Origin of the sequence: Pseudomonas sp. FP2335 (assembly GCF_030687535.1) — a bacterium.
In the GTDB taxonomy this organism is placed as follows: domain Bacteria; phylum Pseudomonadota; class Gammaproteobacteria; order Pseudomonadales; family Pseudomonadaceae; genus Aquipseudomonas.
Window position 1 is genome coordinate 2,365,327 of record NZ_CP117437.1, and the last position, 14,497, is coordinate 2,379,823.

The window sequence follows — 14,497 nt, forward strand, 5'->3', positions numbered from 1 at the left end:
ATCGCGCTTGTGTCACGAGGCTCCGTTTTTCATGCAAAACCCTATGCAACGCCCGCTATGGCAGATCTACCTGATCTTCCTGGCGCCGATGGTGCTATCCAACTTCCTGCAAAGTTTTTCCGGCACGCTCAACGGCATCTACGTCGGGCAGATGCTCGGCACCCAGGCGCTGGCGGCGGTGTCGGGGATGTTTCCCATCGTGTTTTTCTTTATCGCCCTGGTCATCGGCCTGGGGGCGGGCGCCTCGGTGCTGATCGGCCAGGCGTGGGGCGCGCAGGAGACAGGGCTGGTCAAGGTGATCACCGGCGCGACCCTGACCCTGGGCGCATTGGTGGGGGTGATCGCGGCGGTGCTCGGCAGCTTGTTTGCGCGTCCGGCGTTGCAGGCGTTGGGCACGCCGGTTGACGTGTTGGACGATGCGGTCGGCTATGCGCAGATGATGATGCTGATCATGCCGCTGCTGCTGGTGTTCATCCTCTACACCCAACTGCTGCGCGGTGTCAGCGATACGGTGTCACCTTTGCTGGCGCTGATGGTCTCGACCCTGGTCGGGCTGCTGCTGACCCCGGCGCTGATCCGGGGCTGGATCGGCCTGCCGCCCATGGGTATCCAGAGCGCGGTGTATGCCGGGCTGGTGGGTAACGCTTCGGCCATGCTGTTTCTGATCCTGCGCCTGCGCCATAAAAATCATGTGATGGCCCCCGACCGTGAACTGCTGGCGGCCCTGCGCCTGGACCGCGTGATCCTCGGTAAAGTCCTGCGCATCGGTTTGCCCACTGGCTTGCAGATGGTGGTGTTGTCGCTGTCGGAATTGGTCATCCTTGCCCTGGTTAACAGCCATGGCTCCCAGGCCACCGCGGCCTATGGCGCGGTGACGCAGATCGTCAACTACGTACAGTTTCCGGCGCTGTCGATTGCCATCACTGCATCGATCCTCGGCGCCCAGGCGATTGGCGCGGGGCGGCTGGAGCGTATCGGGCCGATCCTGCGCACCGGGCTGCTGATCAATACTTGCCTCACTGGTGGCTTGATCGTGCTGGGTTACTTGCTGTCGCACTGGTTGCTTGGCCTGTTCATCACCGAGGACGCGGCGCGGGTGAGTGCCGAGCACCTGCTGCATATCATGCTGTGGAGCATCCTGGTGTTTGGCTTCCAGGCCGTGGTCGGCGGCATCATGCGGGCCAGCGGGGTGGTGCTGATGCCGGTGGCGATCTCGATCTTCTGCGTGCTCTGCGTGGAGCTGCCGATGGCCTATCTGTTCAACGCGCACTTCGGCCTGGAAGGCGTGTGGATGGCGTTTCCGGTGACTTACCTGGCGATGCTCGGGTTGCAGGTCACGTATTACCGCCTGGTATGGCGACACAAGCAGATCACGCGGTTGGTGTGAGTTTAAGGCCGCCCAGCAGCAGCTCCAAACCGAGCAAGCCTTCTTGTAGCCGCGCGTCCGGGTGTTCATTCCGGGCAATCCACAGCGCGGTGCTGACCAGGCTGCCGTTGATCAACTGAGCCAATGCCTGGCTCGGGGCCGGGTGGATCACCCCGGCTTGCATCAAGCCTTCCAGCAGTTGGCGCAGCGATGCCACGCAGTGTTGCTGGGAGCCGGTGTCTCCCAGCACGGCAGGGGCATCCTGCAACACGATGCGCTGGATCTCGCTGTCCTGGGCCATGCCCAGATACGTCCGGCAGCGCTCACAGAAGCCCACCCAGGGGTCCAGGGCCTGGTCGGTGATGTGCTGCAAACGCGCATCCATCTCGCTGTCGAGTTGCGCCACCACGGCAGCCAATAGACCTTTCTTGTCACCGAAGTGATGGTACAAGGCACCGCGGGTCAGACCGGCGCGGGCGGTAAAGTCGTCCATCGAGGTGTTGGCGTACCCTTGAGTGGCAAACGCCTGGCGCGCGCTGGCGATCAGCCGGGCGCGGGTGTCTTCGATCATTTCAGCACGGGCTCGGCTCATGGGGGGCTCGTTATGGGCAAGTGAGTGATTGACATACGGTGCGTATGTTAAGCATGATTCGTCACATACGTATCGTATGTATTTTGCCTTGATCGCTTCAAATGGCAAACCCCAAGGCGCAGAAGAAGAGGTCAAGAAGAGATGGCAAACCCCTATGCCGCGTTATTCCAGGTGCCAGGCGCGCGGGCTTTTGTGCTGGCCGGCATGCTTGCGCGCATGCCGGTGTCGATGACCGGCATCGGCCTGATCACCATGCTCGCCCAAGTGCATGGCGGCTATGGCCTGGCGGGCTCGGTGGCGGCGGTGTTTGCGTTGGCCACGGCATTTTGTGCACCGCAGGTTTCACGGTTGGTGGACCGTTATGGCCAGGGCCGGGTGCTGCCCATCGCCGCGTTGATCGGCGGCGGTGGCTTGTTGATGGTGCTGCTGTGTACCCGATTGCAGGCGCCGGGCTGGACGTTGTTCCTGTTCGCCGCCCTGGCCGGTTGCATGCCGAACATGTCCGCCATGGTGCGGGCGCGCTGGACCGAGTTGTACCGTGGGCAACCCAAACTGCAAACCGCGTTTGCCCTGGAATCGGTGCTGGATGAGGTGTGCTTTATCATCGGCCCGCCGATTTCGGTGGGCTTGAGCGTAGTGCTGTTCCCGGAGGCCGGGCCGCTGGTCGCCGCCCTGTTGCTGGCGGTGGGCGTCACCACCTTTGTGTTGCAGCGTGAAACCGAACCGCCCGTGCATGTGCACCACGACCACCACAGCGGCTGGTTGATCGCGTCGCCATCCGTGCTGATCCTGATGATCCTGCTGCTGGCCATGGGCGTGATCGTCGGCGTGGTGGACGTGGTCAGCGTGGCCTTCGCCCAGCACCAGGGCCAGCCGGCGGCGGCGAGCATTGTGTTGTCGGTGTACGCCATCGGCTCGTGCCTCGCCGGGTTGGTCTTTGGCACGCTCAAGCTCAAGGCGCCGCTGCCCCGGCAGTTCCTGTATTGCGGCGTGGCCACGGCGTTGACCACCTTGCCGCTGTTGCTGGTGACCAACATCCCGGGGCTGGCGGTGACGATCTTTATTTCCGGCCTGTTCTTCGCGCCAACCCTGATCGTGTCCATGGCCCTGGTGGAGCGCATCGTCTCACCCAGCCGCCTGACCGAAGGCATGACCTGGCTGATCACCGGCCTGAGCATCGGCGTGGCCATCGGTGCCGCCAGCTCCGGCTGGATGATCGACCACTTTGGCGCCACCAGCGGATTCTGGGTGGCGTTGGTGGCGGGGGCAGTGGTGGCGGGGTCAGCGGTGCTTGGGTATCGGCGATTGGGCTGATCAGCCAATCGTTGGGAGCGGCTGTGCGCAGTGATGTTGTAAAAACTCGTTCAATGCCTGGCGTGTCAGGTCATCTTCGATGGAGCCAATGTAGCCGTTGTGTTTCAGTCGGTTGTTCACTGAATCAGGTCTTCTGATTTCAATTGTTCGATGATCTGGCGCCGAACCTAGTGTTTCAGTTCGTTGATGACACTCGGTAGCACGCCTTTTACCCCGCGCTAATTTTTCCCTCTCCGGTTCGTTTTATAGGGACGACGTGCCTTTGTGCTTCCCGCCTATTGCTCCGGACTCCAAGAAATGAACGCTGAAGACTCCTTGAAACTTGCTCGCCGGTTTATCGGGTTGCCCCTGGAAAAACGCCAACTGTTCCTGCAAGCCTTGCAGAAAGAAGGCGTGGATTTTTCCCGGTTTCCGATTCCGGCAGGGGTGGAGGCGGGGGATCGTCAGGCGCTGTCCTACGCGCAGCAGCGCATGTGGTTTCTATGGCAGTTGGACCCGGCCAGCGGCGCCTACAACCTGCCAGGCGCGGTGCGGCTCAAGGGCGCGCTGAACCTCGGCGCCCTGGAGCAGGCGTTCGCCAGCCTGGTGGTGCGGCATGAAACGTTGCGCACGGTGTTCCAGCGCGGCGCCGATGAGCAACTGCTGCAAATCGCCACGCCGACCTCGCTGGTCATTGAGCAGCTCGACTTGAGCGCCCTGGACGCTGCCGAGCGCGAGCCGGCCGTCAATGCCGCCGCGACCCGTCAATCACTGCTGCCGTTCGACCTGGAGCACGGTCCGCTGCTGCGCGTGCAACTGCTCAAGCTCGACGCGCAGGAGCATGTGCTGTTGCTGACCTTGCACCACATCGTCTCCGACGGCTGGTCGATGAACGTGCTGATCGACGAATTCATCCGTTTCTACGACGCCCATGAACGCAACGAAGCGCCGCAACTGCCGCCACTGCCGATCCAGTACAGCGACTACGCCCTGTGGCAACGCCGCTGGCTGGAAGCCGGGGAGCAGGCGCGTCAGCTTGAGTACTGGCAGGCACGCCTGGGCGATGAACATCCGGTGCTGGAACTGCCCACCGACCGCCCGCGCCCGGCCATGCCCAGCTACCAGGGCACACGGCATAACTTTGCGATCGAACCGACGCTCGCCGCGCAACTGCGCGGTTGCGCGCAACAGCACAACGTCACGCTGTTCATGTTGCTGCTGGGCGCCTTCAACGTGCTGCTGCATCGCTACACCGGCCAGGGCGACATCCGCATCGGCGTGCCTATCGCCAACCGCAACCGCAGCGAAGTCGAAGGGTTGATCGGTTTCTTCGTCAACACCCAGGTGCTGCGCACCGAACTCAGCGGGCAAACCCGCGTCGGCGAGTTGCTGCAAGCCATCAAGGAACACGCGCTGGGCGCCCAGGATCATCAGGAACTGCCCTTCGAGCGCCTGGTGGAAGCCCTCAAGGTCGAGCGCAGCCTCAGTCACACGCCGCTGTTCCAGGTGATGTACAACCACCAACCGATGGTGGCGGACATCGCGAGCATCAGCACCGCCTCGGGCCTGGAGCTGGCATTGGTGGAGTGGCAAGGCCGCACCACCCAGTTCGACCTGACCCTCGATACCTACGAAAAATCCGGCACCCTGCATGCCGCATTGACCTACGCCAACGACCTGTTCGACGCGCCCTCCATCGCGCGCATGGCCGAACACTGGATCAGCCTGTTACGCGCCATGATTGCCGATGGCCAGCAACGCATCGGCGAGTTGCCGATGCTCGCGGCGCAGGACCAGCAGGTGTTGGTCCACGCCTGGAACCACACCGCCGAGGCCTATCCGACCGAGCGCGGCATTCATCAATTGATCGAAGACCAGGTGCAGCGCACGCCGCACGCACCGGCGCTGGTGTTTGGCGACAACCGCCTGACCTACGCCCAACTCGACGCCCGCGCCAATCAACTGGCCAACCTGTTGCGCGAACGCGGTGTCGGCCCGGATGTGCTGGTGGGCATCTGCGTTGAGCGCTCCATCGAAATGGTCATCGGCCTGCTGGCGATTCTCAAGGCCGGTGGCGCCTACGTCCCGCTGGACCCGGAATACCCCCGGGAACGCCTGGCCTACATGATCGAAGACAGCGGCATCACGCTGCTGCTCAGCCAGCAGCGCCTGCTCGCGCAACTGCCGGCCGAGGGCCTGCAGGTGATCGCCCTGGATCAGGCGGCCAGCGCACTCGATGGCTACAGCACGGCATCCCCTGCGGTGCAGGTCCAGGCGCTCAACCTCGCCTACGTGATCTACACCTCCGGCTCCACCGGCAAGCCCAAGGGCGCCGGCAACAGCCATCGTGCTTTGGTCAACCGCCTGTGCTGGATGCAGCAGGCCTACGCACTGGATGGCAGCGATGCGGTCTTGCAGAAAACCCCGTTCAGCTTTGACGTCTCGGTGTGGGAGTTCTTCTGGCCGCTGATGACCGGTGCGCGCCTGGTGGTCGCCGCCCCTGGCGAACATCGCGAGCCGGCGCGGCTGATCGAGACCATTGGCCGCCATGGCATCACCACGTTGCACTTTGTGCCCTCGATGCTGCAGGCGTTTATCCACGAGCCGGGCGTGCATGCCTGCGCCAGCCTCAAGCGCATCGTGTGCAGTGGCGAAGCCTTGCCGCTGGATGCGCAAACCCAGGTCTTCGCCAAACTGCCGCAGGCCGCGCTCTACAACCTGTACGGTCCCACCGAGGCCGCCATCGATGTGACCCACTGGACCTGCATCGATGAAGGCGCCGACAGCGTGCCCATCGGCCGGCCTATCGCCAACCTCGCCACCTACGTGCTCGACGCCCAGCTCAATCCGGTGCCGGCGGGCGTGTCCGGCGAGCTGTACCTGGGCGGCACCGGCCTGGCGCGCAGTTATCACCGGCGCCCGGCGTTGACCGCCGAACGCTTTGTGCCGAGCCCGTTCGCCGACGGCGAGCGCCTGTACCGCACTGGCGACCGCGTGCGCCAACGCGCCGACGGCGTGATCGAATACCTCGGTCGCCTCGATCATCAGGTCAAGCTGCGTGGCTTGCGTATTGAGCTCGGTGAAATCGAGACACGCCTGATGCAGCACCCCGCCGTGCGCGAGGCGGTGGTGCTGGTGCAGGGCGGCAAACAATTGGTCGCCTATCTCGTCCACGCACACGACGAGCCCGTCGACCTCAAGGCCTGGCTGCTCGGCAGCCTGCCGGAATACATGGTGCCAACCCACTTCGTGGCCCTGGCCAAACTGCCGGTGACCGCCAACGGCAAACTCGACCGCAAGGCGCTGCCGCTGCCGGACACCGCGCCGCAACAGGCTTACAGCGCCCCGCAAACCTCCCTGCAAATGGCGTTGGCGGCGATCTGGGTTGATGTGCTGGGCGTCGAACAGGTCGGCCTGGACGACAATTTTTTCGAGCTCGGCGGCGACTCGATCATCTCCATCCAAGTGGTCAGCCGCGCCAGGCAGGCGGGGCTGCGCTTCAGCCCGCGCGACCTGTTCCAGTACCAGAGCGTGCGCACGCTTGCGCTGGTGGCGAGCTTCGAGCAGGCCACGCTTATTGATCAAGGTCCGGTCAGTGGCGATGTGATCCTGACCCCGGTGCAGCAAGCCTTTTTCGCCCAGGCGATCCCGGTGCGCCAGCATTGGAACCAGTCGCTGCTGCTGACCCCGCGCGAGGCCTTGGAGCCTGCGCGTCTTGGCGCGGCGTTGATCCAGGTGATCAACCATCACGACGCCTTGCGCCTGCGCTTCACCCAGCAGGCCGATGCTTGGCAGCAGGCCCACGCCGAGCCCGTGACGGATGCGCCGTTGTGGCAACGTCACGCGCACACCGAGGCTGAACTCACCGCCCTGTGCAATGACGCCCAACGCAGCCTCGACCTGCAACATGGCCCGCTGTTGCGCGCCGCGCTGGTCACGCTGGCCGATGGCACCCAGCGCCTGCTGCTGGTGGTGCATCACCTGGTGATCGATGGGGTGTCGTGGCGCGTCCTGCTGGAAGACCTGCAACAGGCTTACCGCCAAGCCGCCTTGCCGGCAAAAACCAGCGCCTATCAGACCTGGGCGCAGCGGTTGCAGGCCCATGCACACCACCTCGACGCGCAACTGGCGTATTGGCAGGCGCAAACGGTCGATGCCGAGCTGCCGTGCGACAACCCCCAGGGCGGCCTGCAACAGCGCCTGGGCGACAAGCTCGAAATCCGTCTCAGCAGCGAACACACCCGCCAACTGCTGCAAGACGCCCCGGCGGCCTATCGCACCCAGGTCAATGATCTGCTGCTGACCGCGCTGGCGCGGGTAGTCGGGCGTTGGAGCGGCCAGCACGCCGCGTTGATCCAACTCGAAGGCCATGGCCGCGAAGACCTGTTCGACGGCGTTGACCTGACCCGCACCGTCGGCTGGTTCACCAGCCTGTTCCCGGTGCGCTTGCAGGCCGAAGGCGAGCTGTCGAGCGCGATCAAGTCGGTCAAGGAGCAACTGCGCGCCGTGCCTGACAAGGGCCTGGGCTATGGCCTGCTGCGCTATCTGGGCACTGTGGAGTCGCGCGAAGCCCTGGCAGGCCTTGCGGCACCGCGAATTACCTTCAACTACCTGGGGCAGTTCGACCGCCAGTTCGACGAGTCCGCGCTGTTCGTCCCGGCCACGCAAGGCAGCGGCCAGGCCCAGGACGACGAAGCGCCGCTGGCCAACTGGCTGACCCTGGAAGGCCAGGTCTACGGCGGTGAACTGAGCCTGAACTGGGGCTTCAGCCGCGAGATGTTCCAGCGCTCGACCATCCAGCGCCTGGCGGACGACTACCGGCAGGAACTGCTGGCGTTGATTGCCCATTGCGTCGACCCGCAACACGGCGGCCTGACCCCGGCCGATGTGCCCCTGGCGCGCCTGACCCAGCCGCAACTGGACGAGCTGGCGCTGCCCACCCGGGGCGTGCAAGACCTCTACCCATTGTCGCCGATGCAGCAGGGCATGCTGTTCCACAGCCTGTATCAACAAGGCCAGGACGACATCTACGTCAGTCAGCTGCGCGCCGACCTTGTGGGCCTGGACGTGCCGCGCTTCCAGCAGGCGTGGCAACAGGTGCTGGCCCGGCATGACATGCTGCGCACCGGCTTTGTCTGGCAGGACGCGCAAACCCAGCCCCTGCAAGCGGTGTACCGCGAGGTGGGCTTGCCGTTCATCGAGTACGACTGGCAGGCGCGCGCCGATCAGCCAGCCGCGCTGGACGAACTGAGCGAGGCGACCCGCGCCGAGGGTTTCGTGCTGGAACAGGCGCCGCTGCTCAGCCTGAAACTGGTGCGTACCGGCCCCGGCCGCTTCCATCTGATCTACACCAACCACCATATCCTGCTGGATGGCTGGAGCCGTGCGCAGTTGTTCGGCGAAGTCTTGCAGCACTACGCCGGCCAGCCATTGCCCGCGCTTCATGGGCACTACCGCGATTACATCGGCTGGTTGCAGGCGCAGGATGGGGCCCTCAGCGAAGCGTTCTGGAAAGACCAACTGGCCGCGCTGCACACCCCGACGCAACTGGCGCGTGGGGTCTCGACAGCGCCCGCAGCGGCCAAGGGCAGTGAGCATCTGGCCCTGAGCCCGGCGCAGACCGCGCAACTGAAAGCCTTCGCCCAAGCGCACAAAGTCACCCTCAACACCCTGGTGCAAGCGGCCTGGCTGCTGTTGCTGCAACGCCACACCGGCCAGGACACCGTGGCCTTTGGTGCCACCGTTTCCGGGCGCCCGGCCGGTTTGCCGGGGGTAGAGCAACAGGTCGGCCTGTTCATCAACACCTTGCCGGTCATCGCTACGCCGAGCCCGCAGCTGTGGGTCGCCGACTGGTTGCAACAGCTGCAGGCGCTCAACCTGAGCCTGCGTGAACATGAACACACGCCCCTGTTCGACATCCAGCGCTGGGCGGGGGCGGGTGGTGCGGCGTTGTTCGACACCCTGTTGGTGGTGGAAAACTATCCGGTGTCCGCGGCGTTGGCCCACGGTGCGCCCGCCGGGCTTGGGTTCAGCAATGTGCAAAACCTGGAGCAGACGCATTATCCGCTTACCGTGCTGTTGGGCGCGGGTGCGGTCCTTGAATTCGAATTCAGCTTTGATCGGCAACTGTTCGGCGCTGGCGAAATCCGCCAGTTGGCCGAGTCTTTCCAACACCTGCTGCACGGCTTGAGCCAGGCCACGCCGCAACGCCTGGGGGATCTGCCGGCGCTGACCGACACCGTCCGCCAACAGGTGCTCCACGACTGGAACGCCACCGCCCGCGACTACCCGTTGCAGCGTTGCGTGCATCAACTGATCGAGGATCAAGCGGCCCTCACACCGGATGCCCCGGCACTGGTGTTTGCGCAGCAGCGCCTGACCTACGCCGAACTGAACCGCCGCGCCAACCGCCTGGCGCACCGCTTGATCGAAGCCGGTGTCGGCCCGGATGTGCTGGTCGGCCTCGCGGTGGAACGTTCGGTTGAAATGGTCGTCGGCCTGCTCGCCGTGCTCAAGGCCGGCGGCGCCTACGTGCCGCTGGACCCGGAATACCCACGCGAACGCCTGGCCTACATGCTCGACGACAGCGGCGTGAAACTGCTGCTGACCCAGGCGCATCTAGTGGCGCAACTGCCGATTCCCGAGGGTTTACAACGCGTGGTGCTGGGCGATTCAACGTTCGAGGGCTACAGCGAAGCCAACCCCGGCATCGCGCTGGACGGCGACAACCTCGCCTACGTGATCTACACCTCTGGCTCCACCGGCCAACCCAAAGGTGCCGGCAACCGCCACTCGGCACTTGCCAACCGCCTGCACTGGATGCAGCAAGCCTACGCGCTGGACGTCAGCGACAGCGTGCTGCAAAAGACCCCATTCAGTTTCGACGTGTCGGTGTGGGAATTCTTCTGGCCGCTGATGACCGGCGCGCGCCTGGTGGTCGCCGCGCCCGGTGATCATCGCGATCCGGCCAGGCTGGTCAGCCTGATCAACGCCGAGCACATCACCACACTGCACTTTGTGCCGTCGATGTTGCAGGCATTTTTGCAGGAACCGAGCGTTGCCACCTGTCACACCTTGCACCGCATCGTGTGCAGCGGTGAAGCGCTGCCGGTGGACGCCCAGCAGCAAGTCTTCGCCAAGCTGCCGCAGGCCGGGCTCTACAACCTGTACGGCCCGACCGAAGCGGCCATCGACGTGACCCACTGGACCTGCATCGACGAAGGCCGCGATGCCGTGCCGATTGGCCGTCCCATTGCCAACCTCGGGTGCTACATCCTCGACAACAACTTCGAGCCGGTGCCGGTGGGCGTGCTGGGCGAGTTGTACCTTGGCGGCGTCGGCCTGGCCCGCGGTTATCACCGCCGCCCGGCGCTGACCGCCGAGCGTTTTATCGCCCATCCTTTCATCAGCGGGGAACGCCTGTACCGCACCGGCGACCTGGCGCGCTATCGCGACGACGGCGTGATTGAATACGCCGGGCGCATCGACCATCAAGTCAAGCTGCGTGGCCAACGCATCGAGTTGGGGGAGATCGAAGCGCGCCTGCTGGAACACACCGCGGTGCGCGAGAGCGCCGTGCTGGCGGTCGACGGCCAGTCTCTGGTGGCCTACGTGGTGCTGCATGCCGCCGCCGAGGATTGGCGTGAAGTGCTCGGCGCCCATTTGGCCGAGCACCTGCCGGACTATATGGTCCCGGCGCAATGGTTGTCGCTTGAGCGCATGCCGTTGAGCCCCAATGGCAAGCTGGACCGCAAGGCTCTGCCGAACGTTGAGGTGCAAGCGCGTGAATACCTCGCGCCGCACACGGAGCTGGAGCAACAGGTCGCCATGATCTGGGCCGAGGTGCTCGGGGTGGCGCGGGTTGGCCTGAACGATCAGTTCTTCGAACTGGGAGGGCATTCTCTGCTGGCGACCCAGGCTGTCTCGCGCATCCGCCACGGCCTGGGGCTGGATGTGGGCTTGAAGGCGCTGTTCGATCAGCCGGTGCTGGGGGATTTTGTCCGCGCACTGACCGACGTGCGGGTTGAAGACAAGCCGATCCAACGCGTTGAACGCGAGCGGCCGCTGGCCCTGTCCTATGCCCAGGAACGCCAGTGGTTCCTCTGGCAACTCGACCCCCACAGCGCGGCCTATCACGTGCCCAGCGCCCTGCGCCTCAAGGGCCCGCTGGATCAGGTGGCCCTGCAGCGCGCCTTCGACACCCTGGCGGCGCGCCACGATAGCCTGCGCACTCACTTGCAGCAGGACGCCGAGCGCACGGTACAAGTGATCAGCCCCGAAACGCGCATCGCTCTGCGCGTCGTCGATGCCGATGAAACGCGCCTGAAAGCCTTGGTCGAAGCCTGTATCACCCAGCCGTTCGACCTGCGCCAGGGCCCGCTGCTGCGCGTCAGCCTGCTGCGCCTGTCAGCCGATGAGCATGTGTTGGTGCTGGTGCAGCACCACATCATCTCCGATGGCTGGTCGATGCACGTGCTGGTCGACGAACTGGTCCAGCTCTACGCCGCCTACAGCCAGGGGCAAACCCTGCAACTGCCGGCGCTGGCGATCCAGTACGCCGACTACGCCGCCTGGCAGCGCCAATGGATGGAAGCGGGAGAGAACGCCCGCCAGCTCGATTACTGGCGTGAACGGCTCGGCGGCGAACAGCCGGTGCTCGAGCTGCCGTTCGACCACCAGCGCCCGGCCGTGCCGACCCATCGCGGTGCGCGGCTCAATGTGCCGTTGCCGGCGGCGCTGCTCGACAGTCTCAAGGCCCTGGCCCAACGCGAAGGCGTGACGCTGTTCATGTTGTTGCTGGCGTCCTACCAAGTGCTGCTGCATCGCTACAGCGGCCAGCAGGACATCCGTGTCGGCGTGCCCATCGCCAACCGCAACCGGGTCGAGACCGAGCGCCTGATCGGCTTCTTCGTCAACACCCAGGTGCTCAAGGCCGAGATCGACGGGCACACCAGCGTTCGTGAACTGCTCGCCCAGGTCAAACAGCGCGCCCTTGAAGCCCAGGCCCACCAGGACCTGCCGTTCGAACAACTGGTGCAAGCCCTGCAGCCGGAGCGCAGCCTGAGCCTGAGCCCGCTGTTCCAAGTGGCGTTCAACCACCACATCAGCCTCGCGGGCGAGCACTTGCGGCGCCTGGGCGAGTTGACGATCAGCCCGGTCGGTTGGGATGAAGCGGTCGCCCAGTTCGACCTGACGCTGGACATCGAAGAGTCCCAGACGCACCTGCTAGCGTCCTTGAGTTACGCCACCGATCTGTTTGAAGCCAGCACCATCGAGCGCATGGCGCGGCATTGGCAGAACCTGCTGCAAGCAATGGTTGCCGATCAGCAGCAGAACATCGGGCAGTTGAACCTGCTGGATGCCGATGAGCAACAGCACATCCTGCAACTGTGGGACCGCAGTGAGTCCGGCTTCTCAAGCGCTCGTCTGGTGCATGAACTGTTCGCCGACCGCGCCCGTGAAAACCCGCAGGCGGTGGCGGTCAAGTTCGACACGCAAACCCTCAGCTACGGCGAGCTGGATCGCCAGGCCAACCGCCTGGCCCACGCGCTGATCGCCCGTGGCGTCGGCCCCGAAGTGCGGGTGGCGATTGCCATGCCGCGCAGTGCCGAAAGCCTGGTGGCGTTCCTCGGCGTGATGAAGTCCGGCGGCGTGTACGTGCCGCTGGACATCGAATACCCGCGTGATCGCCTGCTGTACATGATGCAAGACAGCCGCGCGCAATTGCTGCTGACCCACAGCCGTGCGGTGCCGCAACTGCCGATTGCCGAGGGCCTAGAGGTGCTGGCAATCGATCGCACCGAGGACTATGCCGAGACCGCGCCAGAGGTGGCGTTAGACGGCGACAACCTTGCCTACGTGATCTACACCTCCGGCTCCACCGGCATGCCCAAGGGCGTGGCGGTTTCCCACGGTCCATTGGTGGCGCACATCATCGCCACTGGCGAGCGCTACGAAACCGGTCCGGCCGATTGCGAACTGCACTTCATGTCCTTCGCCTTCGACGGCTCCCACGAAGGCTGGATGCACCCGTTGATCAACGGCGCCAGCGTGCTGATCCGCGATGACAGCCTGTGGCTGCCGGACTACACCTACGCGCAGATGCATCGCCACAACGTGACCATGGCGGTGTTCCCGCCGGTGTACCTGCAACAGCTGGCCGAACATGCCGAGCGCGACGGCAATCCACCGGCGGTGCGGGTCTACTGCTTTGGCGGGGATGCAGTGGCGCAGGCCAGCTACGACCTGGCCTGGCGTGCGCTCAAGCCGACTTATTTGTTCAACGGCTACGGGCCGACTGAAACCGTGGTCACACCGCTGTTGTGGAAAGCGCGCAAAGGCGACCCTTGCGGTGCCGTCTATGCACCCATCGGCACACTGTTGGGCAACCGCAGCGGCTACGTGCTGGACGCCCAGCTCAATCTGCAACCCATCGGCGTCGCCGGCGAGTTGTACCTGGGCGGCGAGGGCGTGGCCCGCGGCTATCTGGAGCGCCCGGCGCTGACCGCCGAACGCTTCGTACCGGACCCGTTCGGCAAACCCGGCAGCCGTGTGTACCGCAGTGGCGACCTGACCCGTGGCCGCCCGGACGGCGTGGTGGATTACCTCGGTCGTGTCGACCATCAAGTGAAAATCCGAGGTTTTCGCATCGAACTGGGTGAAATCGAAGCGCGCCTGCGGGAACAGGACAGCGTGGGCGAAACCGTAGTGGTGGCCCAGGACGGCCCGACCGGCAAGCAACTGGTGGCCTACGTCGTCCCGGCTGATGCCGCCCTGGCCAGCGAAACCGAGTTCCGCGACACCCTGCGCCGCGCCCTGAAAGCCCGCCTGCCGGATTACATGGTGCCCGCGCACTTCATGTTCCTCGCGCAAATGCCCTTGACCCCCAACGGCAAACTCGACCGCAAGGGCCTGCCCGAACCGGACGCGAGCCAGTTGCAGCAAAGCTACGTGGCCCCCGAAACCGAGCTGGAGCAGCAGATCGCCGCCATCTGGGCCGACGTCCTGCGCCTGGAACAAGTGGGCTTGAACGACAACTTCTTTGAGGTCGGCGGCCACTCGTTACTGGCCATCCAGATCACCTCGCGGGTCCAGGCCGAGCTGGGCCTGGAAGTGCCGCTGGTGGAGGTGTTCCAGACCGAAACGCTGCGCGCCTACGTCCAGGCCGCCGCCACCTTCCGTGCCGGCAGCGCGGAAGACTTTGATGATCTTCGTGACTTTTTGAGCGAACTAGAGGCGATTTGAAC

4 protein-coding genes are annotated in these 14,497 nt (G+C 64.7%); 3 read left to right on the forward strand and 1 reads right to left on the reverse strand.

What is annotated here, in order from left to right; genetic code table 11:
- Nucleotides 1-31 precede the first annotated feature (31 nt).
- Nucleotides 32-1,387, forward strand: coding sequence for an MATE family efflux transporter (locus PSH81_RS10680; RefSeq protein ID WP_305392479.1), 1,356 nt, complete (start codon nucleotides 32-34; stop codon nucleotides 1,385-1,387).
- On the opposite strand, the gene PSH81_RS10685 is transcribed toward PSH81_RS10680, so the two are convergent.
- A complete protein-coding gene (locus PSH81_RS10685) occupies nucleotides 1,371-1,958 on the reverse strand; it encodes a TetR/AcrR family transcriptional regulator (protein WP_192301076.1) in 588 nt (195 codons plus the stop codon). The genes PSH81_RS10680 and PSH81_RS10685 overlap by 17 nt on opposite strands.
- Nucleotides 1,959-2,099: 141 nt before the next feature.
- On the opposite strand from PSH81_RS10685, the gene PSH81_RS10690 reads away from it, so the two are divergent.
- Both PSH81_RS10690 and PSH81_RS10695 read left to right on the forward strand, forming a co-directional pair.
- Nucleotides 2,100-3,272 (forward strand): MFS transporter, encoded by a 1,173-nt coding sequence (locus PSH81_RS10690; RefSeq protein WP_305392480.1) that lies wholly within the window; start codon nucleotides 2,100-2,102, stop codon nucleotides 3,270-3,272.
- 297 nt (nucleotides 3,273-3,569) lie between these two features.
- The gene (locus PSH81_RS10695; RefSeq protein ID WP_305392481.1) at nucleotides 3,570-14,495 is read left to right on the forward strand and encodes a non-ribosomal peptide synthase/polyketide synthase; all 10,926 of its coding nucleotides are present in this window, start codon (nucleotides 3,570-3,572) and stop codon (nucleotides 14,493-14,495) included.
- Nucleotides 14,496-14,497: the final 2 nt, after the last annotated feature.

Coding starts and splice junctions, on each gene's coding strand:
- PSH81_RS10685 (WP_192301076.1), bottom strand. CDS start 1,958: ATGAGCCGAGCCCGTGCTGAAATGATCGAAGACACCCGCGCCCGGCTG.
- PSH81_RS10695 (WP_305392481.1), top strand. CDS start 3,570: ATGAACGCTGAAGACTCCTTGAAACTTGCTCGCCGGTTTATCGGGTTG.
- PSH81_RS10690 (WP_305392480.1), top strand. CDS start 2,100: ATGGCAAACCCCTATGCCGCGTTATTCCAGGTGCCAGGCGCGCGGGCT.
- PSH81_RS10680 (WP_305392479.1), top strand. CDS start 32: ATGCAAAACCCTATGCAACGCCCGCTATGGCAGATCTACCTGATCTTC.